Here is a 22,794-nt window from a genome sequence, read left to right as displayed (position 1 = left end):
CTGAAAAAAATCCCGTCATTCACGTGACGGGATTTTTTGTTTTCAGATCAAAGGATGCTGATTCCTGACCGGGCTCACCGCTTCCAGGATGGCTGCGGCGTGGAGCAGGGTGGGCTCGGCCTGCCAGGCGCCCACCAGCTGGATGCCGATGGGCATGCCGTCGTGACTGGTGCCAAAGCGCATTGACATGCCGGGAAGCCCCGTCAGGTTCAACGGGACCGTCGACCCTTGCAGGTAGGTGGCGTCGACCGTCTGCCCGTTGATCCGGAATTCGGTCGTGCCGTGGGGTTGCGCAGGGATCGGCTGCACCGGTGTGATCAGCAGGTCATACCGCGAAAAGTAGTCGGCAAAACCATCACGCAAGCGCTCGGCAGCCTGTTCCGCATCGATGAAGTCGGCCATCGATGTGTCAGGCGTGGCCAGCATGGTCCGGGCCATCATGTAGATCTCGTCGTCGCGGCGTCCGGCCGTCGCTGCCCGGAAGGCCGGCTTCATTTCCATGACGTGCAGGCGGTTGAAGACGTCCAGGGCAAAGTCGAGTTCCAACGCCGGGATGCGGACGGCTTCGACGTGGTGCCCGGCTTGCCGCATGGCTTCGGCCGCGGCTTTGACGGTGGCGGCCACTTCCGGATCGATGGGGCCGAATCCCGGCTCGACCAGCCAGCCCACGCGCAGGGGGCTGGTATCCAAGCCCCCTTTCAGGGCGCCACTTGCCGGTTGCGCGGCCCCGATGCTGCTCGAAAACGCATCGTGCCCATCCGGTCCGGCCAGCAGGGAATACGCCAGGGCAATGTCACGCACGCTGCGGGCCATCGGGCCGATATGCCAGAAGCGGCGCGGCGCACGGGGCCAGATGCCGGTCATCGGCACGCGGCCGTGGGTCGCTTTCAAGGACGTGATGCCTGTCTGAGCTGCCGGTCCGCGGACCGAGATCGCCAGGTCGGTGCCCAGGCCCAGGGGCGACATGCCCGCGGCAATCGCCGCCGATTCCCCGCCGCTCGACCCGCCTGGCGTGCGGGCCAGATTCCACGGGTTGTTGGTGCGTCCGGACAGCAGATTGTCGCTTTCGATCCAGTACGAAAATTCCGGCAGGTTGGTTTTGGCAAGCAGGATGCCGCCTGCCTGCTTGAGCCGGGCAACGCTGGTGGCGTCGGTGTCCGGGTTGCGCCCCTTGAAGATCGGGGACCCCCGCTGCGTCAGCACGCCTGCGGTATCGATCGAATCCTTGGCGGTAAATGGCACCCCATGCAGCGGGCCAAGGACATCGCCGCGCAGTACCGCGGCTTCGGCGCGCTTCGCGTCGGCCAATGCCTGGTCGGCGATCGTCACGATGGCATTGATTTTGGGATCGACGTCAGCAATGCGGTCCAGGTGGGCCTGGACGACCTCTACCGGCGACACATCGCGGTTGCGGATCATTTCTGCCAGTTGGGTGGCGTCGTAGCGGGTCAGGTTTGTCATGGTGGTGTTCCTCTATCTATCAATTGATAGGCAAATAGTAGGAGCGGTTTGCGCAGCTTGTCAAAGACTATCTATCAATTGGTAGAATTATCGTGGACGGGTAGAATGAGGCGTTGGCGCGCTCTGTCCGCGCGCCCTTTGAGATCCCCCATGAGCTTGATCAACGCCAAAGAAGCCATCCTTGCCGCCGCTACTCGTACCGCGCAGGCGCACGGCTACGCCGGACTGAACTTCCGGGAATTGGGGGCAGAGGTCGGCATTAAGAGTGCGAGCATTCACTATCACTTCCCGACCAAGGCGGACCTGGGGGTGGCCGTGGCGCGGCGGTATTGGGAGGACACGTCAGCCGTGCTGGACGGGATCGCCGAAGCCGAAGGGGATCCTGTCGCCAGCCTGCGCCGCTATCCCGAGATCTTTCGTCAATCGCTGGAGCGTGAAAACCGCATGTGCCTGTGCAGCTTCATGGCGGCCGAATACGACGATCTGCCCGACGCGGTAAAGGTCGAAGTCCAGACCTTTACCGACGTCAATGTCGCCTGGTTGGTGAAGATGTTGCTGGCGGCCAAGCGGGTGGGGGCCGATGGCGCAGAAGCAAGGGCGCGCGCCATCTTTGCTGCCGTGGCCGGCGCCCAACTGGTGGCGCGAAGCCGTGCCGACCTGTCGCTGTTCGACACGCTGATGGCGAATTATCGGGACGCCGGGCTGCTGCCCGGCTGACCCGATCGCCTTACGCCGCGTCCGGATCCGCGACTTTCTTGCTGGCCCGGGCCGGCTTGGCCGTCTTCTTGTTCGCAGCCGCCGTCTCGAGCAGTCGCGCCAGGTACTTGCCGGTGTGGCTGGCCGGATTCCGGGCAATGTCCTCGGGCGTGCCCTGGGCCACGATCTGCCCGCCGCCGTCCCCGCCTTCCGGGCCCATGTCGATCACCCAGTCCGCCGTCTTGATGACGTCCAGGTTGTGCTCGATCACGACCACGGTATTGCCCGTGATGACCAGTTGGCCGATCACTTCCAGCAGCAGCGCAATGTCGTGGAAGTGCAGACCCGTGGTCGGCTCATCCAGGATGTACAGCGTGCTGCCCGTGCCGCGCTTGGACAGTTCCTGCGACAGCTTGACGCGCTGCGCCTCGCCGCCCGACAGGGTGGTCGCGCTCTGGCCCAGGCGGATATATCCCAGGCCCACCTCGATCAGCGTCTGCAGCTTGCGCGCGATCGCAGGCACCGCTTCGAAATAGGTCAGCGCCTGTTCGACCGTCAGGTCCAGCACTTCGCTGATGTTCCGGCCGCGATACCGGATTTCCAGCGTTTCGCGGTTGTAGCGCTTGCCGTGGCAGACGTCGCAGGGCACATAGATGTCGGGCAGAAAGTGCATTTCCACCTTGACCATGCCGTCGCCCTGGCAGGCTTCGCAGCGGCCGCCCTTGACGTTGAAGCTGAAGCGGCCCGGATCGTAGCCCCGCGCCCGCGACTCGGGCACGCCGGCAAACAGTTCACGGATCGGCGTGAACAGGCCCGTGTAGGTGGCTGGATTGCTGCGTGGCGTGCGGCCGATCGGGCTCTGGTCGACACTGATGATCTTGTCGAAATGGTCCAGCCCGTCGATCGACACGTACGGCGCCGGCTCGGTCTGGCTGTTGTACAGGTGCTGCGACACGGTCGGCACCAGGGTGTCGTTGATCAGCGTGGACTTGCCCGATCCCGACACGCCTGCAATGCACACCAGGCGGCCGACCGGAATGTGCAGGTCGACCGACTTCAGGTTGTTGCCCGATGCGCCCAGCAGATGCAGCCACTTCAGGTCCGGCTCGTCGTGCACAGGCCGGCGGGCGGGCACCGCAATGGTCAGCGCGCCGCTCATGTACTGGCCGGTCAAGGATTTCGGGTCGTCCAGCACATGCGCCGGCGTGCCTTCGGACACGATTTCGCCGCCGTGTTCCCCGGCGCCCGGTCCCATGTCCACCACCCAGTCGGCCGCGCGGATCATGTCTTCGTCATGCTCGACCACGATCACGCTGTTGCCCAGGTCGCGCAGGTGACGCAAGGTGTCGATCAGGCGATCGTTGTCGCGCTGGTGCAAGCCGATCGACGGCTCGTCCAGCACGTACATCACGCCCGTCAGGCCGGAACCGATCTGGCTGGCCAGCCGGATCCGCTGCGCCTCGCCACCCGAAATGGTGTCGGCGCTGCGGTCCAGAGACAGGTAACTCAGGCCGACGTTATTCAGGAAGGACAGGCGCGACGCGATTTCCTTGACGATACGGTCGGCAATGTCGCGCTTGGCGCCGGTCAGCGCCAGTTCTTCGAACCAGCGCAGGCATTCGGCCAGCGGCAGGGCTTCCAGTTCATAGATGGCCAGGCCCTGTTCGCCTTCGCCCACCTTCACAAAGCGCGCTTCCCGGCGCAGGCGCGACCCCCCGCAGTCCGGACAGGTCTTGATGTTCCGGTACTTGCCCAGTTCTTCACGCACCGTGGCCGACTCGGTTTCCTTCCAGCGCCGTTCCAGGTTCGGAATCACGCCCTCAAAGGCATGCGTCTTGACCGACGTGCGGCCCTTCTCGTTCACATAGGTGAACGGAATTTCCTGTTCCCCCGACCCGAACAGCACCCGTTCCTGCACCTCGGGCAGCAGTTCTTCAAACGGCGTATCGACTTCGAATTCGTAGAAGGCCGCCAGGTTGGTCAGCAACTGGTGATAGAACGGATTGCGTCGGTCCCAGCCCTTGATGGCGCCACTGGCCAGGCTCAGTTCCGGAAAGGCCACGACCCGCTTGGGGTCGAAGAAACCGACATGGCCAATGCCATCGCAGGTCGGGCACGCGCCCACCGGGTTGTTGAAGCTGAACAGGCGCGGTTCCAGTTCCGGCAGGCTGTGGCTGCACACCGGGCAGGCATAGCGGCTGGAAAACAGGTGTTCCTTGCCGTGCGTTTCGTCTTCCGCGGCGTCCAGTTCCAGCACGATCGCGCGGCCCTGGGCCAGCGTGATCGCCGTCTCGAAACTTTCCGCCAGGCGCTGCTGTGCTTCCGGGCGCACCCGCAGCCGGTCGATCACGATGTCGATATCGTGCTTGTCGTTCTTTTTCAGCGGCGGCACGCTGGCAATGTCCATGACCTCGCCATCGACCCGCACCCGCACGAAGCCCTGCGCCTGCAGGCTGGCCAGGTCGTCTTCGAAACTGCCCTTGCGGTCGCGCACCAGCGGCGCCAGGATCGCCAGGCGCATTTCGGGCGACATGGCCAGCGTGGCATCGACCATCTGGCTCACGCTCTGCGCCTGCAAGGGCAGCAGGTGGTCCGGGCAATAGGGCGTCCCCACCCGCGCAAACAGCAGGCGCAGGTAGTCGTGGATTTCGGTCACGGTGCCCACGGTGGACCGCGGATTGTGGCTGGCGGCCTTCTGTTCGATCGAAATCGCCGGCGACAGGCCTTCGATCAGGTCGACCTCGGGCTTGTCCATAAGCTGCAGGAATTGCCGGGCGTAGGCGGACAGGCTTTCGACATAACGCCGTTGGCCTTCTGCGTACAGCGTATCGAACGCCAGCGACGACTTGCCCGAACCCGACAAGCCGGTAATCACCACCAACTGGTGCCGCGGCAGTTCCAGCGACACGTTCTTGAGGTTGTGCGTGCGGGCGCCCCGGATCCGTATTACATCCATGACCCTGCACCCACTTTGCCGTTCATTACTCTGCAACCCATCAGTTTTGCTTATCCGTTTGCTGTTCCGGCATCGGCCGGCCGAACGTTTGCGTCCAACCCGGTCAAAAGCCAACTTGGTACTATAACGCGCTGCAATATCGCGCGCCTATCCGATCCGCCCTCGCTGCATCCATGCGTCCTGATGACCGCTCCTGACTCCTTTCGCATGACCCCGTCCGAACGGCGCGCCAGCTTCTCGCTGGCCGGCCTGTTCATGTGCCGGATGCTCGGGCTGTTCCTGCTGCTGCCGGTATTTGCCGTCGCGGCCCAGGGCCTGCCCGGCGGGAACGACCCCGCCCGCGTGGGCCTGGCGCTGGGCATGTACGGTCTGACGCAGGCCTTCATGCAGATTCCTTTTGGCATTGCGTCCGACAAGTGGGGCCGCCGGCCGGTGGTCGTGTTCGGGCTGCTTCTGTTCGTGCTCGGCAGCATCGTCTGTGCGCTGTCCGATGACCTCTTCTGGATCACCCTCGGGCGAGCCATCCAGGGCTCCGGCGCCATATCGGCCGCCGTCACCGCCTGGCTGGCCGACGCCACCCGCGACCACGTCCGCACCAAAGCCATGGCCATGATCGGCGTGTCGATCGGCATCACGTTTGCCATTTCCCTGGTGCTGGCGCCCCTGCTGGTCGGCTGGGGCGGGCTGCCCGGGCTGTTCTGGACCATCGCCGCACTGGGGGTGGCCGCCCTGGCCGTTGCCGCCTGGATCGTCCCGGCCGCGCCGCCCACGCCGCCGTCCACCGGCAAGATTCCGTTCCGCACCGTGCTGCTGAACCCCGACCTGCTGCGCCTGAATCTTGGCGTATTCACATTGCATTTGATCCAGGTGGCGCTGTTTGTCGTCGTGCCAGCCACCCTGGTGCGCATCGGCGGGCTCGAAGCCAGCACCTTATGGCGCGTCTACCTGCCCGTGATCGTCGTGTCCTTCCTGGTCATGGTGCCCATCATTGGCGTGACGGAACGCTTTTCGACCCACCGGCAGACCATGCGGGGCGCAGTCGGCGCCTTATTGCTGGTCTGTATCGGGCTGGTCTGGGCGCAGGCGCATTATGTGGCGCTGGTCATCGCGTTGACCGCCTTCTTCTCGGTCTTCAACGTGCTGGAAGCCATGCAGCCGTCTCTGGTTTCGCGGGTGGCGCCACCTACCGTCAAGGGCCTGGCGCTGGGCTTTTACAACACCAGCCAGGCCGCCGGGCTGTTCGCCGGGGGCGCGCTGGGCGGCTACCTGTCGTTGCACGCAAGTTCTTCAGCCGTATACGTATTGGCCGCCGTGCTCGCGGTAATATGGCTGATTGCCACCTGGCGGCTGACACCCCTGCCGCCGCGCCGCACGGCCCGGCAGGCCGCGGCGTCCTGATGGCGCCGGCAGGGCGGGTGGAACCCGCCCGCAGGCAGGACCGAAATATCCGGGCCATACGAGCCACCCCGCATGGTGGCCCGGGCCCATCGAACGAATCATGACGGGCTGCGACCGGCGGCGTTCTGTGCCCCACCCGCCGACGCGCGCAGCCCGACATTGCAATTGAATCATTTGGAGAAAGTGGAATGGCATCCGTCAACAAAGTAATCCTCGTCGGCAACCTGGGACGCGACCCCGAAGTCCGCTACAGCCCCGATGGCGCGGCAATCTGCAACGTATCCATCGCCACCACGTCCAGCTGGAAAGACAAGACGTCCGGCGAAAAGCGTGAAGAAACCGAATGGCACCGCGTGGTGTTCTACAACCGCCTGGCCGAAATCGCCGGCGAATACCTGAAGAAGGGTCGCCCGGTCTACGTGGAAGGCCGCCTGAAGACGCGCAAGTGGCAGGACAAGGACACCGGCGCCGACAAGTTCACGACCGAAATCGTGGCCGACCAGATGCAATTGCTGGGTGGCCGTGAAGGCGGCGGTGGCGGCGGCGGCAACGACGGCGGCGATCAGACCTACAACGCCCCGGCTGCCCGCCCGGCCGCCCGTCCGGCCAGCAGCCCGCGTCCGGCCGCGTCGCAAGGCTCGAGCAACAATGCCGCGCCGAACTTTGCGGACATGGACGACGACATTCCGTTCTGATCGATCGAGCAGTCTGGTACCAGGAACCCCGCGGCGACGCGGGGTTTTTCTTTGGGCGATGGGTTTGTACGTGGTTGCCACGATGGCCGCGGAAGGCGTGTGGCGTATGCGTCGCAGAAAGCACAACGCCACCCAGTGGGTGGCGCAGGCTCTATTACGGCGGGGGCTTCACCAATTTCGGTTCAAGAACCTAAGGGCACCCGGTCTTGCGACTGGGTTTGGGAGCGGCGGATCCCGCCGTGCATCAAAAAAGTATAGTTATCGAGGATGTTCACGTCAATGCCTTACCAAGCTTACCTGGACACGTTATCCAGACCGCGCGCAGGGGTTTACCGACGCGTCTTTCGTACACAGACCGATGCAGAAACGGCTGGCGCCATCCTTTGGAGCCAATCAATGGCAATGTGTCTGCAATCGCTTGTCCACACATTCGAGATCACACTCCGGAATCGGATTCATGTCAGTTTGTCCCGTCAGGCGAGTATGGCCGCGGGTGAGCCGGCCACATCTGTCGCCTGGTACGACCACAAAGCCGGATGGATGATCCTTTACGGGGAAACATTCGAAAAGGTGGAAAAGATACTTTGCGCGAACAGCGGCCTGCGCCTCGCTGTTCTCCCACCTCCCGGCCGTGTTGTCGCATCGCTCTCGTTCGGTGTCTGGCCCAATGTGCTCGATTCGCAGCTGCCGACACCTGCGATCGAAGCGACGACTTTCGTTGACGTGTTTCCGGCGCATCCGAGAGCCAGGCAGCATTGGCGATTCCAGCCTAACCGGAAGGAGACGGTCGCCGTGGTCAAAGATGCGCAGAACTGGCGCAACCGGCTCTCACATTGCAAGCCGGTCTGGTCGGAAGGATGGTTCCGCAGCAGTCCCGCGCAGCATTGGTCCGACATGCTGCAGCGGGTGATGTCCAGGCGGCAGCGGATACTCCAAGTGATGGCGTGGATGTGCCCTCAGACCGCACAGGTTCATAGACACGGATTTCAAGGCAGGCTGTTCGATCAGCTTGTTCAGGATGCGGCCGTATTTGCCTACGTCAGCCAGCCTCTTGCTCCATGGTCAGAAGGCGTTCCAATCTCTGACAATGCAGGCTTGGCGTTGTACAAGCAAAGGCGATAGCCGGTCACGGCGCATACGTCAATCACCGATGTCTTGGCGACGCCCCTTTCCCCAACCGCGTCAGGCCGAACAACAGCACGCCCAGCAGCAGCAACCCGCCACCGCGCAGCACCGTTTCCAGGCTCTGTTGCGACGCCAGCAGCAGGCAGCAGCCGATCGACAGCCACGGCAGGATGGTCGGCACGCGAAAGTGCGGCTCGGCCACCACGTCCTTGCGCAGCACCAGCACGGCAATGTTGGTGCTCAGGAACACCACCAGCAGCAACAGGACGACGGTGCCGGCCAGGACTTCCAGGGTGGATGTGAAGGTCAGGGCCATCGCGACGACGGTGGTCCAGAGAATGGCTGTGCCGGGAGTGCGGCGCACGGGCAGGACGCTGGCGAGGCGGTCGGGCAGCAGGCCTTCGCGGGCCATGCCGTAGGTCAGGCGGCTGGCCATGATCATGGTGAGCAGGGCGCCGTTGGCGACGGCGACGAGGGCAATCACCGCGAACCAGCGGGGCGGGATGCCTAGGCCGGACGCGCGGACGACTTCCAGCAGCGGGGCGGATGAGTTGGCCAGCTGATCGATCGGGACGATCAGCGATGCAGCCAGGGCAACGAGCACGTACACAAGGCCCGCGATGAGCAGCGACGCAAACAGGGCGATGGGGTAGACGCGGCGCACGTCGCGGACTTCTTCGGCCAGGTTGGCGGATGTCTCGAAGCCGACAAAGGAATAGAAGGCGAGCAGGGCACCGCCAAGCACGGCCATGGCCGGCGACACGCCGGGACGGAATTGGGTCAGCTGGCTGAAGTTGCCTTGTCCTTTGGTCACCAGATAGATGCCGCAGGCGATGACGATCAGCAGGCCGGATAGCTCGATCAACGTCATGACCAGGTTGGCGCTGAGCGATTCCTTGATGCCGCGGGCATTGAGCAGGGCGATGGCGACGAGAAAGACGAGCGCGGCGGCGATGGGGGGCACGTTGATGAACGCGCTCAAATAGTCGCCGGCAAAGGCGACGGCCAGGCCAGCGGCGCTGGTGACGCCCGCGGCGACCATGCAGAAGCCGACCAAAAATGAGATGACAGGCCGTTTGAAGGCCTTGGCCGCAAAGACAGCCGCGCCGCCTGCGCGCGGGTATTTGGTGACGAGTTCCGCGTAGGACCCGGCTACCAGCAGTGCAAAGACGAGTGCGAGCAAGAGTGGCGCCCACAGTGCGCCGCCGACGCGCCCGGCAATGGTGCCGGCCAGGGTGTAGACGCCTGCGCCCAGCACGTCGCCCAGAATAAAGAAGAGCAGCAGCGGGCCGGTGATGGCGCGGCGCAGCGGTTCGCCGGTCACATCACGCATGGCGGGCTCACCGGTCGAAGGCAATTCCTGGGACGACATGGCATTCCTTGCGCGGAACTGGGCCGGCGCTTGAGTGAAAGTTGGGATCCTGGCGTCGCATGGCGCGGGCAAAGTCCGCGGCCGATAATCGGATAATCCAATAGTGCGATAGTCCGATCCGCTAAGCCTGCTGATCGTGGCGCACGGACCATCGCCGGTGCCACACGATCGATCAGTCCAGGTTGCGCAATACCTTTCCGAGCTTGTCGAACAATTCGTCGATCTGGGCCTTCTCGATCACCAGCGGCGGCGACAAGGCGATGATGTCCCCCGTCACCCGGATGAGCAGGCCATCGGCGAACGCGCGGCGGAAGGCCTCGAACGCCCGCGCACCGGGCTGGCCGGCGCGGGGCGCCAGTTCGATCCCGATGACCATGCCGATCGCACGAATGTCGATCACATTCGGCGCGTCACGCAGCGCAAAGGCGGCATCGTGCCAATACTCGACCACGCTTTGAGCATGTTCAAGAATGCCGTCCTGCTCAAAAATATCGAGTGTGGCCAGGCCCGCCGCGCACGCCAGCGGATGGCCGGAGTAGGTGTAGCCGTGCGCGAGTTCGATGCCGGCCGGGCCATGCATGAAGGCGTCGTACACGTGCGGCTGGACCATGACGGCGCCCATCGGCACGACGCCGTTCGTCACGCCCTTGGCGGTGGTGACCATGTCGGGCATGACATCGAAGTAGTCATACGCGAAGGGGGTGCCCAGGCGGCCAAAACCGGTAATGACTTCATCAAAGATGAGCAGGATGCCGTGCTTGGTGCAGATGTCGCGCAGGCGTTTCAGGTAGCCCACGGGCGGAATCAGCACGCCGGTGGAGCCGGATACGGGCTCGACAATCACTGCGGCAATGTTGGACGCATCGTGCAGCGTCACCAGCCGTTCCAGTTCATCCGCCAGTTCGGCGCCATGCTGCGGCACGCCGCGGCTGAAGGCGTTGCGGGTCAGATCGTGCGTATGCTGAAGATGATCCACGCCGGGCAGCAAGGACGCATGGAAGGTCTTGCGATTGCCCGGGATGCCGCCCACCGACATGCCGCCAAAGCCCACGCCGTGGTACCCGCGTTCGCGACCGATGAAGCGGGTGCGCGTGGGTTCGCCGCGCGCCCGATGGTAGCCAAGCGCAATCTTCAGTGCACTGTCGACCGATTCCGATCCCGAACCGGTAAAGAAGATCTGGCTGAAGCGGCCACCGGTGTAGTCACGCAGGCGATCCGCCAATTCAAAGGCCGCCGGGTGGCCCATCTGGAATGACGGTGCGTAGTCCAGCGTGGCCACGGCCTTCTGCACGGCTGACACGATGCGCGGCTGGCTGTGGCCCAGCGGCACGCACCAGAGTCCCGCTGTCCCGTCGAGCACGGCGTTGCCGGCATCGTCGCGGTAGTACATGCCTTCGGCCGAGACCAGCATGCGCGGGTGCGCCTTGAAGTCCCGGTTGGCCGTGAACGGCATCCAGTAGGCAGACAGGTCGGAAGGGGAAGGGGAGGAGGGAGAGGCCATTGCCGCAGCGTCGCTCAAGGAAGAGAGAGAACTGCGATTATGGCCAGCCGCGCCGCTCGCGGCCAGCCCCCTTTGGCTACGAGGTGAAAATCGGGGGCTGCCTAGGTGGCGCGCGGCTTCGTGCGAAAGGCGTTTCTGCGCGACATGACGCGCATGGCGATCCGCGCGGCCAGCGGCACGCCGAACACGACCACGCCAACGAGGACTTCGGTCATCAGGGTCTGGCCGGCAAGGATGCCCAAGTACCCATGCACCACCGTTGCGGCCAGCCACAGAATGATAAAGGCAGCATTCACGGTACGCGTCGGCAGCCGCAACGCACGTTCAATGACGAGCAGGACGCCAAGGAAGAGCAGGCCGGCAAGCGTCGCGAGCAAGGTGTGCATGGTGCTTCCTCAGACCTCGTCCTGCATCAAGCCAGACCGCCGTTCGCGCGCAGCACCTGCCCGTTCACCCAGCCCGACTCCTGGCTGACCAGGAAGGCGACGACCTTGGCGATGTCGTCGGTCTGGCCCAGGCGTTCCAGCGGCGGCATCTTGGCGAACTGCTGCACCTGCTCTTCCGTCTTGCCGTTCAGGAACAGGTCGGTGGCCACCGGGCCCGGGGCGACGACGTTGACGCGGATCTGGCGGCCGCGCAGCTCTTTCGCAAACACGCGGGTGAAGGCCTCGACCGCAGCCTTGGTGCCGTTGTAGATCGCGTAGCCCGGCAGGTTCAGCGCCAGCGTCGTGCTGGAAAAGTTGACGATGCGCCCGCCATCGTTGAGTCGTTTGCCCGCTTCGCGCAGGGTGTTGAAGGTGCCGCGCACGTTGACGCCAAAGGTCGACTCGTATAGCTCGTCGCTGGTCTGGGCCAGGGGCATCGTCGTCAGGATGCCGGCATTGTTGACAAGCACATCGACTTTGCCGAGCTGGCTTTCAGCTTCGTCGAACAGGCGCTGCACGTCGGCAGACTGGGCCACGTCGGCTTTGACGGCGATGGCGCGGTGGCCGTCGGCGGCCAGCGACGCGACAAGCGCGTCCGCGTCGGTGGACCGGCTGGCGTAATTCACGACCACGGCATAGCCGTCATGGGCCAGGCGGCGGGCGATGTCTGCACCGATGCCGCGCGAGGCGCCAGTGATGATGGCAACGCCTGCCTGGCCGGCGGCGGCGGTAGTCGAAGAGGTCGAAGTGGTCGGGTGGGTCATGGCTAAGGTCCTTGAGTCGATGTGGCAATGACTGCATGGTGCGCCTTCAGTCCGAGCAGATAAAGCCCCTGGCCTTGACGTTATTATTCAAGATCGCACAACAATCCACGTGCAACAATCCTGGCGTCACCCTCAGGAATCCCCCATGCCCATCGACACCCTGCGCGCGATGAAGGTCTTCGTCCGCATCTACGAGCGCAAAAGTTTCACGCTTGCCGCGGATGACCTGAATATGCCCCGCGCGACGCTGACGCACACCATCAACGCCCTGGAAGCGCACCTGGGGGCCCGTCTGCTGGAGCGCAGTACCCGGCGGGTGGAACCGACCCTGGATGGCGACGCCTATTACGAACGATGTTTGCACCTGCTGGCCGAAATCGAGGATGCCGAAAACGCCTTCCGCACGGTGGCGCCCAAGGGATTGTTGCGTGTGAACCTGCAAGGGTCGCTGGCGCGGCAGTTCGTGATTCCCGCCTTGCCCGCATTCATGGAGCGCTTTCCGGACATCGAACTGGCGGTGAGCGAGGCGGATCGATTTGTGGATCTGGTCCGTGAAGGTGTCGATTGCGTGCTGCGCGCGGGCACGCTGGGTGACTCATCATTGACCGGCCGGCGGGTGGCGACCCTGCGCCAGGCCACCTGCGCAAGCGTCGGGTACGTGCAGCAGTATGGCCAACCGGATTCGCTGGACGACCTGGCGGCGCACCGCGCCATCAACTACGTGTCGTCGACCGGCAGGCGTTACCCGTTCGAGTTCATGGTGGAGGGCACGCAGACCGATGTGGAGATCGGCGGGCGGGTGACGGTGTCGGGCGCCGAGGTGTACACGGCGGCCGGGCTGGCCGGCCTGGGCATGATCCAGGTGCCGCGGTACCGCATCGCGGCGCTGCTCGATGCCGGGACCTTGATCGAATTGCTGCCGCAGCATCCGCCGCCGCCCATGCCGGTGTCGGTGCTGTATCCGCAAAGCCGGCACATGTCGCCGCGCGTGCGGGTGTTCGTGGACTGGTTGACGCAGGTGTTTGCGGACGCCAAGGCGGCTGGAACCCTTTAAGGCAGCGGGGACCGTTCAGCGCCGCGAGGCCATCGCTTCCATCATGGCTGCCAGCGTCGGCACGCGCGCAGCCTGCGCGGCCACGGTTGCGGGATCGACGGCCTCCAGCGACGGCACTTCGGCAATGACCGGCACCTTGCCGAATCGTTCGATCGCCAAACGATTGCCTGCCGACGGCGGGCCGTTCATCACCACCCCGGCGACGGCAATGCCGGCGGCCTTCAACGCCTGCAAGCTCAACAAGGTGTGATTGATGGTGCCCAGACTGCTGCGCGCGACCAGGACGACGGGCAAGCCTAGCCGCGCAATCAGGTCGATCATCATCACCTCGTCGTTGATCGGCACCAGCAGGCCGCCCGCGCCTTCGACGATCAGCGGGGACGCCGTCAGGGGGCAGGTCAGCGCATCGGTGTCGATCCGCACGCCTTCCAGCGGTGCCGCGGCCCAGGGGGACAGCGGCGCCTGCAGCACCACGAATGGCGCGTGCACTCGCGACGGCGCCAGGTCAGCAAGTTGCATGACGCTGGGGGTATCGCCCGGTTCGTCCGCCACGCCGGTCTGCAGCGGCTTCCAGTAATCGGCGTGCCAGGCCTTGGCCAGGATGGCGGACACCAGGGTCTTGCCGACGCCGGTGTCGGTGCCGGTGACGAAGACGCCGCGGTGGGGCAGTGGGGATGCGTGGGTCATGGGGGAGCTGCTCGTGGAAGAGGGGTCACAGGTCGAGGTAGCGATGCGAAGGTGCGACGGTGCGACGGCCGCCAGGCTGCGTCATGATGCACCCTCTGTGCGTAGCCACAGCCCATAGGCGATCTCATACGTCACCATGGCGCCTTCGTCCGTGAAACGGGACAGCACCCGCCTGAAATCCAAGGGGCGCAGTGCCTGGGCTCCTTCGCGCGGCAAGGTGGCGCCGATGCCCTTCAGGCTGCGCACGAAAGCCAGTCCGTCCGAAAAGCGAACCCGCTGCGGATCGATGGTAATGCCACCTGCATGACCAGGCAGGACGCGCGCCAGTGTGTCTGCCGCGGGATAGTCCGGCGTGGCAGCCCGTAGATCGAAGTGGCGGTGCGCGTCGCGCCATTCCTCAAAGGTGTTGGCAGTCAGTGTACTGATGGCCAGGGCGCCGCCCGGCGCAAGGCAGCCTGCAAGACGCTGCAAGCCCGCTTCGATATCGTCGAACCATTGCACGGCCAGGCTGGAGCAGACCAGGTCGTACCGCTTCAGGTGCGACGCGTCGGGATGCTCGCCGTCCATGCAGGCGTATCGCACGGCGCCGCTCATGCGGATACGCCCATCGGTAACGGCACGCTGCGTGGCGGCAATCATGTCGGGAGCAACGTCGGTAATCGTCCAATCCGCCACCGGAATACGTGCGGCCAACGCCGCAGTCAGCAGCCCCGTGCCGCAACCAATTTCAAGAATGCGCGGGCGCGGCGGCAAGTGCAGCGCAGCGATCCGCGCAGCCAATGTCGACGCGGCATGGCGCTGCACGTCGGCGTGGTCGTCATAGCGGTCGGCTGCGCGAGCAAACCGTGCGGCGATCGCTTCGCGTCGGGCGGATGCAGTCATGGCGCGGACGCTGGCGGCGCCATGTCGTTGACGATGACAACGTTTTGCGACCGGTTTGCCGAGGCATTCGGTGACGATGCCGGCCCGTTCAGCGCGGCAAGTTGCCCCGCAGGCAGTGATTGAACCAACCGGCGCACGGCATCGGCGCAGTCATCGGGACGTGTCAGTGGCAACACATGGCCGCCATCCGCAAGCATGGCAACCTGCATCGCACCCTGATCTGCAAACGTCATCGCCGTCATGGCCGGCGGCACGATGGGGTCGTCCTCGGCAGCGACCACCACGATCGGCACCGGGCATGCGGCCAGTGCGGCCCGGGCATCGTCATCGCGCAGTGCGGACAGGTCCGCAAACAGCGCATCCACATCCAGTTCGGTCGTGACCGGGTACGGTTCCGCGCCGCACCGTGCACGAAAAGTATTGACCACGCCCATGGGGTCTTGCCGCAGCCGTTGCAGCATCCGATCGATGAGCCGCAGGGGCGTGCCGGCAGCAAAGTCGGGCGCCGCGGAAAACCGCGCAAATCCATTCAGGCAGATGATGCCCACGCAGTGCGCCGGAAGATCCTTCAGTACACGCATCATTCCGAACGAATGCGCAATGGCGATGAACGGCTCCGAAGGTGGCGCAAGCAACGATGCGCCGACGTAACCCGCGTCGTATCGCCGCTGCGGGCCGAGAGGCATGGGGTCAATCGATGCATCCGTCAAGGAACCCGCCAACGCATCCGCCAACCGATGGCACACACTCGCATCAAAGCCCCAGCCATGCACGAACCACAGCGTTGGCGTCATGACCCACCCCGCAGCGGATCGCGCGCCAGGGCATCCAGTAATCGATCGACATCATCCACGGTATGCGCGGCGCTCAATGCGATGCGCAGGCGGCTGGTGCCGGCAGGCACCGTCGGCGGCCGGATCGCGACGGCGAGCATGCCGGCGTCTTTCAGCCTGGCGCTCAACGCCACCGCGTCCCCCGCATCGCCCACCATGGCAGGCACGATCTGCGTGGACGACGCGCCCGTATCCCGGCCCTGCGCCTGCAAGCCCTCACGCAGCCGCGCCGACAGCCGCGCCAGATGCGCGCGTTCGGCATCCATGCCGGGCACCAGGTCCAGCGCCGCGTCCATCGCACCCAATACCGACGGCGGTAAACCGGTCGAATAAATAAAGCCCGAGCACGTGTTCACCAGGAAGTCACACAGGGCCCGTGACCCCGCCACATAGGCGCCAAAGCCCCCCAGCGCCTTGCTGAACGTCCCCATGATCAGGTCGACGCCGCCGGGCGCCAGTCCCGACAGGCCCATGCCCTGCGGGCCCAGCACGCCGGTTGCATGGGCTTCATCCAGGTACAGGAAGGCTCCATGCCGGTCCGCCAAGGCCGCCAGGGCTGGCACGTCGGCGCGGTCGCCGTCCATGCTGAACACGCTTTCGGTCACGATCAGGCGGCGCACGCCAGGCGCGGCACGGTCGGTCAGCAAACGATCCAGATGCGCCAGATCGTTGTGCCGGAAACGGGTCTGCTTGACGCCGGCAGCCTGGCAGCCGTGGTGCATGCTGGCGTGCACGAGCTTGTCGGTATAGACCTCGACCTGCCCACGGGCGCCCAGTCCCTGGATCAAGGCGGGCAGCACACTGGCGTTCAACTGCCAGCCGCTGGCAAAGAGCAACGCCGCTTCGGTGCCCTTCAGCCGCGCAAGCTTCGCTTCGACCTGCGCGTGCGCATCCAGGGTGCCGGTCACCAGCCGCGAGGCCTGCGCCCCCGCACCGTCACGGCGGGCCCAGTCGGCCGCGCGTTCGGTCAGCAAGGGGTGCCGCGCCAATCCCAGGTAGTCATTGCCCGAAAAATTGAGCAGCTCGCGGCCTTCGCTGACGATGCGTCCCGCCGCCGCAGCGGCCAGCGGCCTGACGTGGCGGCGCATGTTGCGCGCGGACGCATCGGCAAGGAGCTGCTCGAAACAAAGGTCAAACGTCGACATGGATGAATTTGAGGATCTGAAGGGTCGCGGCGGAAGGGCTGCAACAGAAGGGTTGCAGCATAACCGGATGGCCGCTCACCCCTTACCTGCGCTGCAATACCTCTTGCGCCGTCCGGCCATGCGCGGCGCGGAAACAGCGGCTGAAGTGCGACAGATCGCTGAAGCCACAGGCCAGCGCCGCGTCGGTCACGCTGTGCGCCGTTCCGTTGGCAAGCGCGTCATGGGCCGCCCGCAATCGCTGCGCCAGCAACCATCGCATGGGCGTGACGCCCTCTGCCGCAAACAGGCGGATCAGGGTTCGGGTGGACACGTGGTGCGCAGTTGCGATGGTGACGATGTCCAGTTCCGGGTCGTCCAGCCGGTCCAGCATGTAGCGTTTGACCTCGTGCAGCCGCCGCGTCGCCGCCGTTGCGCGCGCGGACGGCAGCACCGCTGCGCCATCCAGTGCACTGTCCAGCAGGGTCGACCAGATATCCAGCGCCGCATCGCACAGGCGGTCCGCCGTGGCGTCCGGCAGGTTCTCTGGCGACCGCGCCACCTGCCTGGCCAGCGTCGCCGACAGCCGGGCCAGCGGCATGTCCCGCGCGATACGTTGGGCCACCAATCGTTCCGCCAACGGCAGGCGCACGGTCAGGTACGCGCGCGGCATCACCACCATGATGGCCGACGACATCGATGCGAACGTCAACGAAAACGGACGCGCCTGATCATGCAGTGCGAGATCCCCGGGACCGAGCACGGCAACGCGTCCGTCCTGCTCGATACACGTCGTTCCCCTGCGCGCAATCCACAGCAGGAAATCGTCTCGTGGATCGCGCCGGATGTCGGCGGGCGCGCGCGTCACGGTCAGGCGATCGCCCTGTGCAAGTTCAGAGGCGATCTCGCTGAGGGCGACCGGACCGAACGGGCGCACGCGCACGCTTGCCCGGAAGTGCTTGTCCGGCACACCGCGGCTTTGTGTCGTCGAATAGTTTCGGCAGGTAGCGTGGTGCCAGGTTTCGAAGCTATCGCCGGGCCGGACTAAAGCATAGGGCTGCATGGAAGACTCCTGCGGCGGGACGGGGATGTCGCTCATGGCAAAGCGCATGGCGCTGGCGGTCAAGCGTGCCGGATCCGGAAATTCTACTGTGGGACTTCTGTGTTCCACCACCGGAGTTCACCATGCCCTACCAACTCGATTCGATCGATCCCCGCACCACCGCTGTGATCGTGGTCGACATGCAGAATGATTTCGTCGCGGACGGCGCGCCGCTCCAGTCGCGTCAGGCCACCGACATGATGCCCCGGCTTGCGCGCACGTTGAACACGTGCCGGGAACGAGGCATCCGCGTCATCTATACCTCGCATGTCCACCGCAGCGACGGCTGCGACATGGGCCGGTATGGCGACCTGTACCCGCCGATTGCCAGCCGGGCCGCGTTGATCGATGGCACGGCCGGCGTCGACATCCATCCGGGGCTGGCGCCGGCAGCGGGTGAACACGTGATCAAGAAGCACCGCTACAGCGGGTTCTTTGCCACCGACATGGACCTGATCCTGCGCGAATGGGGGATCACCACGGTCGCCATCACTGGCACCACGACCGAAAACTGCTGTCATGCCACGGCGCGCGATGCCATGTTCCACAACTATCGCGTCGCCTTCCTGTCGGATGCAACGGGAACGTTCGACTATCCCGACCTGGGCTATGGCGCCCTGACCGCGGCGCAAGTCCATCAGGCCACCCTGGCCATTCTGGCCTTCTCGACCGCGCATGTAATGACCTGCGAGGAATTCCTGCAGCGCGCTGCAGCACGCTAGGCCACGGCCGATCCCGGCCGGCAAGGGGGGGGCTCCCCCGGGCACGCACCGACATGGCTACACTCGGGTCCCTGTTCAGCAGACTTGTTTCCCGGATGTGCCCATGACGCGTTCCCCCGACTGGATCGACCACGGCAGCCGCCATATCTGGCTGCCGTATACGCAAATGAAAACAGCCGCGCCGCCTTTGCCGGTGGTGCGGACGTCCGGCACGCGTATCGAACTGGCCGATGGACGCAGCCTGGTGGACGGCATTGCGTCCTGGTGGACGGCCTGCCATGGCTACAACCATCCCCACATTGCCGAGGCCATCCGCGCTCAGCTGGAGGTGATGCCGCACGTCATGTTCGGCGGGTTGACGCATGAACCGGCGCTGCTCCTGGCACAGCGGCTGGCGGCCTTGCTGGGCCCTGGGCTGGACCGGGTGTTCTTTACCGAGTCCGGGTCGGTGGCGGTCGAAGTCGCCATGAAGATGGCCATGCAGTACTGGCTCAATCGCGGCGAGCCAGGCCGATCGCGCTTCCTGGTGTTCAAGGGCAGTTATCACGGCGATACCTTCGGCACGATGGCGGTATGCGATCCGGATGACGGCATGCACGCCGTGTTCAAAGGGTTGCTGGCGACGCATGACGTGGCGGCGCTGCCGGTGGATGAGGCGTCGATGGCGGCACTGGATGCGCACCTGGCGCAGCATGCCGGCCAGCTCGCAGGTATCCTGGTGGAACCGCTGGTGCAGGGCGCGGGCGGCATGCTGCTGCACTCGCCTGTCGTGCTGCAGCGGCTGCGCACGCTGGCCGACCGGTACGGCATGCTGTTGATTTTTGACGAGATCTTTACCGGCTTCGGGCGGACGGGCAGCCTGTTTGCGTTCGAGCAGGCTGGCATCCGACCCGACATCATCACGCTATCCAAGGCACTGACCGGCGGCACCTTGCCCCTGGCCGCCACGGTGGCGAGCCAACGCGTCTTTGACGCGTTCCTGTCCGACGATCCCGGCCATGCGCTGATGCATGGGCCGACCTTCATGGGCAACGCGCTGGCCTGCGCGGCGGCGCATGCGTCCCTGGATCTGTTCGAGCAGGAACCGCGACTTGCGCAGGCGGCAGCGATCGGTGCCACCTTGCGCGAAGGCCTGGCAGCCCTCGCAGGTTTGCCGTGGGTGAAAGACGTTCGCACACTGGGCGCGATCGGTGTCGTGGAGCTGACCCGCATCAACGACATGAACCGGCTCAAGCAGCGGCTGATCGATCAGGGGGTGTGGGTGCGGCCGTTCGGGCGCATTGTGTATCTGACGCCCGCCTTGACGATCGGGCCGGAGGATCTGCAGCGGCTGATCCAGGCCGTGAATGCGGTCGTGGCCGCGGGCGCGCCCTGAGTGCTGTGCGCGTCAGCCCAGCGCGGACGACACCTTCCCGGCCGCTGGTTCGATTGATTCCGCCAGCAGCAGGCGGGTCATCAGGTCGGCCACCTGCTCGATATCGCGCACGTCACCGATCCGGGTATTGATCACGAAACCATCGAACGCCATCCACACCAAGTGGGACAGCAGCGGGTGACGCGCGGCGCCGTCGGCCTCGTCGGGCAGGCATTCCGCAATCATGCCGCTCAGTACCGCTTCGACATCCGCCAGCAGCGTGTTGGACTTTCCGGCGCCCACCGGCGACACCGCCAGCGCTTCGATCAGCGCGTTCGCAAAGCAGTGATCGGCCGCGGGGATGTCGCCCCACAAGCCGATGAACAGCCGGCGCAGCCGCGCCTGCGGCGACCGGAACTTGCGCACCGATTCGGCCAGCGCCTGCAACTGGGTATCCAGCCACGGCCGGTACAGCTCGTGCAGGATCAGCAGCTTGGAATCGAAGTACACATACAGGTTGGCCACGGTCATGTTCGAGGTCCGCGCGATCTCGGCCATGGTGGTGGTGGTGTAGCCCTTGCGCGAGAACAGGTCGAAGGCGGCCTGCAGGATCGCCTCGCGCATGCCGCTTTTCTTGACTTGTGCCACGGTGCTTGAATGGACATCCGGTTGGAATTTGCTGACGATCGTAGCACGGTGCACCAGGCAGAGCCGTCCATGCACCTGTCCGCTCATCCCGCTGATTAGCTATCGTCATTCGTTTTTGAAGCGTCCTATCGTGGTGCGGCATCGAGCATTGAAATGGTGCCGCCACGTCTGAATATGGTGCGTTGCGGTGACCGAAAGCGCCCCTGAAAACACGGGCTGCACCCAGGCCAAAAAAACTTGACATTCATTTTTTCGGAATAGAGAATGAGGTTCGGTTTTCAGTCGTGCGTTCACGGAGTCATCGTATGGACATGTCCAGTACCCGTCTGATCCCCGCTCCCCAGGAAGCTGTCTGGGACGCACTCAATGACGCGGACACACTGCAGTCCTGCATCGCCGGCTGCGAGCGCATCGAGCTTGTCGCTCCCGACACGTACGACGTGGCCATGGCCGTCAAGGTCGGCCCGGTCAGCGCGCGCTTCAAGGGCCGCATGACGCTGTCCGACATCATCGAACCCCAGTCCTATGTGATCCGCTTCGAAGGGCAGGGCGGAGTCGCCGGTTTCGCCAAGGGCCAGGCCGCTGTCTCGCTCGTTCCAGAAGGCGCTGGAACCCTGCTTTCCTACACCGTCCACGCCCAGATCGGCGGCAAGCTCGCACAGCTTGGCGCGCGGCTCGTCGACAGTTCGGCCCGCAAGATGGCTGACGAATTCTTTGGCAAGTTCCTGGCCCGTTTCGAAGGCCACGCGGCGACCGCCACGTAACCTTCTGCCTGGCCCCCGATCGACCCACGACTGACAGGACGACCTTATGAATTCCCATCGCAGGGTGAAGACCGTGTGCGCGCTGCTTGGCGCGCTGGCGGCAGGTGGCGCGGCGCATGCCGACGTCAGGATCGGCTTTTCGGGTCCGCTGTCCGGACCGCAGGCCGTCGTCGGGCAGGACCAGGCCGACGGGTTTGCGCTGGCCCTGGAACAGCTGGGCGGCAAGCTGGGCGGCCAAGCCACCACGGTGATCAAGGAAGACGACCAGCTCAAGCCCGAGATCGGCGTGCAGATCGTGCGCAAATTCCTGGAGCGCGACCGGGTCGATGCGATCGTCGGGCTGGGCTATTCCAATGTGCTGATGGCCACCCTGCGCCGGCTGTCGGAGTCGGGCGTGCCCGCCATTGCGACCAGCGCCGGCCCGTCGCCCATGGCAGGAAGTCAATGCGCGGCGAATGTGTTTTCGGTATCGTTCCAGAATGACGGGTTTGGCGAGGCCATCGGCAAGCTGATGCAGGAAAAGGGCTACAAGAACGTGTACCTGATGGCGCCGAACTACCAGGCGGGCAAGGACATGCTTGCGGGCTTCAAACGCTTCTACAAGGGAACCGTGGCCGAAGAGGTCTACACCCAGGTCAACCAGGCGGATTACTCGGCCGAGATCACGCAACTGCAAAGCAGCAAGGCCGATGCCCTCTTCATGTTCTACACCGGCGGCATGGGCGTCAACTTCACCAAACAACTGAGCCAGTCCGGCATGGTCGGCAAGCTGCCGGTCTATTCGACCTTTACCGTCGACGGCGCGAACCTGCCTGCGCTGCGCGAGTCCGCGGTGGGCGTGGTCAGCGGCAATATGTGGGATGCGACGCTGGAAAACGCCGAGAACGCCCGCTTCGTCAAAACGTTCATCGCCAAGTATCAGCGGGTGCCCAGCGCGTATGCGGCCACGGGCTACGATGCCGCCAATCTGCTGGACGTGGCCGTGCGCAAGGTCAATGGCAAAGTGACCGACAAGCCGGCCTTCGTGGCGGCGGTCAAGGCAGCCGGCAACGAATTCAAGTCGGTGCGCGGACCGTTCAAGTTCAACACGAACAACCTGCCGATTCAGGACTACTACGCGTTTGAGATGGTCAAGGATGATGGCCAGATCCGCGGCAAGCTGATCGCCACGCCATTGAAGGATCACAAGGATGCCTACTACAGCGCGTGCGCGCTCAAGTAGGCCGGAGCCCGC

21 protein-coding genes are annotated in these 22,794 nt (G+C 64.8%); 9 read left to right on the top strand and 12 right to left on the bottom strand.

What is annotated here, in order from left to right; genetic code table 11:
• Positions 1-42: 42 nt before the first annotated feature.
• On the bottom strand, positions 43-1,461 hold the full coding sequence (locus HD883_RS13835) for an amidase (RefSeq protein ID WP_179584499.1): 1,419 nt from the start codon (positions 1,459-1,461) through the stop codon (positions 43-45).
• A 150-nt stretch (positions 1,462-1,611) separates the two neighbouring features.
• Here HD883_RS13835 and HD883_RS13830 point away from each other — a divergent pair, with 150 nt between their 5' ends.
• Complete coding sequence (locus tag HD883_RS13830) at positions 1,612-2,178, top strand: TetR/AcrR family transcriptional regulator (protein ID WP_179584501.1); 567 nt, start codon at positions 1,612-1,614, stop codon at positions 2,176-2,178.
• Positions 2,179-2,188: 10 nt separating this feature from the next.
• Here the strand turns inward: HD883_RS13830 and uvrA are convergent, their stop codons facing one another.
• Entirely contained in the window at positions 2,189-5,113 is a 2,925-nt protein-coding gene (gene uvrA / locus HD883_RS13825; RefSeq protein ID WP_179584503.1) for an excinuclease ABC subunit UvrA, read from the bottom strand.
• Positions 5,114-5,296: 183 nt separating this feature from the next.
• Here uvrA and HD883_RS13820 point away from each other — a divergent pair, with 183 nt between their 5' ends.
• From HD883_RS13820 to HD883_RS13810, 3 genes are all read left to right on the top strand, one after another.
• Positions 5,297-6,511 carry an MFS transporter gene (locus HD883_RS13820; RefSeq protein WP_257022176.1) on the top strand — a complete coding sequence of 405 codons (1,215 nt, stop codon included), beginning with the start codon at positions 5,297-5,299 and terminating at the stop codon, positions 6,509-6,511.
• 188 nt (positions 6,512-6,699) lie between these two features.
• Positions 6,700-7,206 (top strand): single-stranded DNA-binding protein, encoded by a 507-nt coding sequence (gene ssb, locus HD883_RS13815; RefSeq protein ID WP_179584505.1) that lies wholly within the window; start codon positions 6,700-6,702, stop codon positions 7,204-7,206.
• Between the two features lie 396 nt (positions 7,207-7,602).
• Positions 7,603-8,328 carry a hypothetical protein gene (locus HD883_RS13810; RefSeq protein WP_179584507.1) on the top strand — a complete coding sequence of 242 codons (726 nt, stop codon included), beginning with the start codon at positions 7,603-7,605 and terminating at the stop codon, positions 8,326-8,328.
• Between the two features lie 22 nt (positions 8,329-8,350).
• On the opposite strand, the gene HD883_RS13805 is transcribed toward HD883_RS13810, so the two are convergent.
• From HD883_RS13805 to HD883_RS13790, 4 genes are all read right to left on the bottom strand, one after another.
• The gene (locus HD883_RS13805) at positions 8,351-9,703 is read right to left on the bottom strand and encodes an APC family permease (RefSeq protein WP_218863139.1); all 1,353 of its coding nucleotides are present in this window, start codon (positions 9,701-9,703) and stop codon (positions 8,351-8,353) included.
• A gap of 172 nt (positions 9,704-9,875) precedes the next feature.
• Positions 9,876-11,204 (bottom strand): aspartate aminotransferase family protein, encoded by a 1,329-nt coding sequence (locus HD883_RS13800; RefSeq protein WP_179584509.1) that lies wholly within the window; start codon positions 11,202-11,204, stop codon positions 9,876-9,878.
• 101 nt (positions 11,205-11,305) lie between these two features.
• Complete coding sequence (locus HD883_RS13795) at positions 11,306-11,590, bottom strand: hypothetical protein (protein ID WP_179584511.1); 285 nt, start codon at positions 11,588-11,590, stop codon at positions 11,306-11,308.
• Between the two features lie 26 nt (positions 11,591-11,616).
• Positions 11,617-12,393, bottom strand: coding sequence for an SDR family oxidoreductase (locus tag HD883_RS13790; protein WP_179584513.1), 777 nt, complete (start codon positions 12,391-12,393; stop codon positions 11,617-11,619).
• A 151-nt stretch (positions 12,394-12,544) separates the two neighbouring features.
• On the opposite strand from HD883_RS13790, the gene HD883_RS13785 reads away from it, so the two are divergent.
• Complete coding sequence (locus tag HD883_RS13785; RefSeq protein ID WP_179588571.1) at positions 12,545-13,447, top strand: LysR family transcriptional regulator; 903 nt, start codon at positions 12,545-12,547, stop codon at positions 13,445-13,447.
• Between the two features lie 15 nt (positions 13,448-13,462).
• Here the strand turns inward: HD883_RS13785 and bioD are convergent, their stop codons facing one another.
• The 5 genes from bioD to HD883_RS13760 form a co-directional block, all read right to left on the bottom strand.
• A complete protein-coding gene (gene bioD / locus HD883_RS13780; protein ID WP_179584515.1) occupies positions 13,463-14,134 on the bottom strand; it encodes a dethiobiotin synthase in 672 nt (223 codons plus the stop codon).
• A gap of 81 nt (positions 14,135-14,215) precedes the next feature.
• On the bottom strand, positions 14,216-15,016 hold the full coding sequence (locus tag HD883_RS13775; protein ID WP_179584517.1) for a methyltransferase: 801 nt from the start codon (positions 15,014-15,016) through the stop codon (positions 14,216-14,218).
• The gene (locus HD883_RS13770) at positions 15,013-15,810 is read right to left on the bottom strand and encodes an alpha/beta fold hydrolase (RefSeq protein ID WP_179584519.1); all 798 of its coding nucleotides are present in this window, start codon (positions 15,808-15,810) and stop codon (positions 15,013-15,015) included. The genes HD883_RS13775 and HD883_RS13770 overlap by 4 nt, the downstream gene beginning before the upstream one ends.
• Positions 15,807-16,994: an aminotransferase class I/II-fold pyridoxal phosphate-dependent enzyme gene (locus HD883_RS13765; RefSeq protein ID WP_179584521.1), complete on the bottom strand. Its 1,188-nt coding sequence runs from the start codon at positions 16,992-16,994 to the stop codon at positions 15,807-15,809. The genes HD883_RS13770 and HD883_RS13765 overlap by 4 nt, the downstream gene beginning before the upstream one ends.
• Positions 16,995-17,076: 82 nt before the next feature.
• Positions 17,077-18,033 (bottom strand): helix-turn-helix domain-containing protein, encoded by a 957-nt coding sequence (locus HD883_RS13760; protein ID WP_179584524.1) that lies wholly within the window; start codon positions 18,031-18,033, stop codon positions 17,077-17,079.
• Positions 18,034-18,155: 122 nt separating this feature from the next.
• Here HD883_RS13760 and HD883_RS13755 point away from each other — a divergent pair, with 122 nt between their 5' ends.
• On the top strand, positions 18,156-18,794 hold the full coding sequence (locus HD883_RS13755; protein ID WP_179584526.1) for a cysteine hydrolase family protein: 639 nt from the start codon (positions 18,156-18,158) through the stop codon (positions 18,792-18,794).
• Between the two features lie 103 nt (positions 18,795-18,897).
• Complete coding sequence (locus HD883_RS13750) at positions 18,898-20,169, top strand: adenosylmethionine--8-amino-7-oxononanoate transaminase (RefSeq protein WP_179584528.1); 1,272 nt, start codon at positions 18,898-18,900, stop codon at positions 20,167-20,169.
• 12 nt (positions 20,170-20,181) lie between these two features.
• Here HD883_RS13750 and HD883_RS13745 read toward each other — a convergent pair whose 3' ends face one another.
• Positions 20,182-20,772, bottom strand: a complete 591-nt coding sequence (locus tag HD883_RS13745; protein WP_218863143.1) for a TetR/AcrR family transcriptional regulator — start codon at positions 20,770-20,772, stop codon at positions 20,182-20,184.
• A 335-nt stretch (positions 20,773-21,107) separates the two neighbouring features.
• On the opposite strand from HD883_RS13745, the gene HD883_RS13740 reads away from it, so the two are divergent.
• Both HD883_RS13740 and HD883_RS13735 read left to right on the top strand, forming a co-directional pair.
• On the top strand, positions 21,108-21,560 hold the full coding sequence (locus HD883_RS13740) for a CoxG family protein (RefSeq protein ID WP_257022175.1): 453 nt from the start codon (positions 21,108-21,110) through the stop codon (positions 21,558-21,560).
• Between the two features lie 46 nt (positions 21,561-21,606).
• Positions 21,607-22,782, top strand: coding sequence for an ABC transporter substrate-binding protein (locus HD883_RS13735; protein ID WP_179584534.1), 1,176 nt, complete (start codon positions 21,607-21,609; stop codon positions 22,780-22,782).
• Positions 22,783-22,794 lie beyond the last annotated feature (12 nt).

This window comes from Pigmentiphaga litoralis (genome assembly GCF_013408655.1).
Lineage (GTDB): Bacteria > Pseudomonadota > Gammaproteobacteria > Burkholderiales > Burkholderiaceae_B > Pigmentiphaga > Pigmentiphaga litoralis_A.
The sequence above is the reverse complement of the archived record's forward strand: the minus strand, read 5'-3'. Positions and strand labels throughout refer to the sequence as shown.

Bases quoted from the DNA above. Each gene is read 5' to 3' on its own strand.
- HD883_RS13800 (WP_179584509.1), bottom strand. From the start codon at position 11,204: ATGGCCTCTCCCTCCTCCCCTTCCCCTTCCGACCTGTCTGCCTACTGG.
- bioD (WP_179584515.1), bottom strand. From the start codon at position 14,134: ATGACCCACGCATCCCCACTGCCCCACCGCGGCGTCTTCGTCACCGGC.
- HD883_RS13770 (WP_179584519.1), bottom strand. From the start codon at position 15,810: ATGACGCCAACGCTGTGGTTCGTGCATGGCTGGGGCTTTGATGCGAGT.
- ssb (WP_179584505.1), top strand. From the start codon at position 6,700: ATGGCATCCGTCAACAAAGTAATCCTCGTCGGCAACCTGGGACGCGAC.
- HD883_RS13760 (WP_179584524.1), bottom strand. From the start codon at position 18,033: ATGCAGCCCTATGCTTTAGTCCGGCCCGGCGATAGCTTCGAAACCTGG.
- HD883_RS13830 (WP_179584501.1), top strand. From the start codon at position 1,612: ATGAGCTTGATCAACGCCAAAGAAGCCATCCTTGCCGCCGCTACTCGT.
- HD883_RS13775 (WP_179584517.1), bottom strand. From the start codon at position 15,016: ATGACTGCATCCGCCCGACGCGAAGCGATCGCCGCACGGTTTGCTCGC.
- HD883_RS13740 (WP_257022175.1), top strand. From the start codon at position 21,108: ATGTCCAGTACCCGTCTGATCCCCGCTCCCCAGGAAGCTGTCTGGGAC.
- HD883_RS13795 (WP_179584511.1), bottom strand. From the start codon at position 11,590: ATGCACACCTTGCTCGCGACGCTTGCCGGCCTGCTCTTCCTTGGCGTC.
- HD883_RS13735 (WP_179584534.1), top strand. From the start codon at position 21,607: ATGAATTCCCATCGCAGGGTGAAGACCGTGTGCGCGCTGCTTGGCGCG.
- HD883_RS13745 (WP_218863143.1), bottom strand. From the start codon at position 20,772: ATGCGCGAGGCGATCCTGCAGGCCGCCTTCGACCTGTTCTCGCGCAAG.
- HD883_RS13790 (WP_179584513.1), bottom strand. From the start codon at position 12,393: ATGACCCACCCGACCACTTCGACCTCTTCGACTACCGCCGCCGCCGGC.
- HD883_RS13755 (WP_179584526.1), top strand. From the start codon at position 18,156: ATGCCCTACCAACTCGATTCGATCGATCCCCGCACCACCGCTGTGATC.
- HD883_RS13810 (WP_179584507.1), top strand. From the start codon at position 7,603: ATGGCAATGTGTCTGCAATCGCTTGTCCACACATTCGAGATCACACTC.
- HD883_RS13765 (WP_179584521.1), bottom strand. From the start codon at position 16,994: ATGTCGACGTTTGACCTTTGTTTCGAGCAGCTCCTTGCCGATGCGTCC.
- HD883_RS13750 (WP_179584528.1), top strand. From the start codon at position 18,898: ATGACGCGTTCCCCCGACTGGATCGACCACGGCAGCCGCCATATCTGG.
- HD883_RS13805 (WP_218863139.1), bottom strand. From the start codon at position 9,703: ATGTCGTCCCAGGAATTGCCTTCGACCGGTGAGCCCGCCATGCGTGAT.
- uvrA (WP_179584503.1), bottom strand. From the start codon at position 5,113: ATGGATGTAATACGGATCCGGGGCGCCCGCACGCACAACCTCAAGAAC.
- HD883_RS13820 (WP_257022176.1), top strand. From the start codon at position 5,297: ATGACCGCTCCTGACTCCTTTCGCATGACCCCGTCCGAACGGCGCGCC.
- HD883_RS13835 (WP_179584499.1), bottom strand. From the start codon at position 1,461: ATGACAAACCTGACCCGCTACGACGCCACCCAACTGGCAGAAATGATC.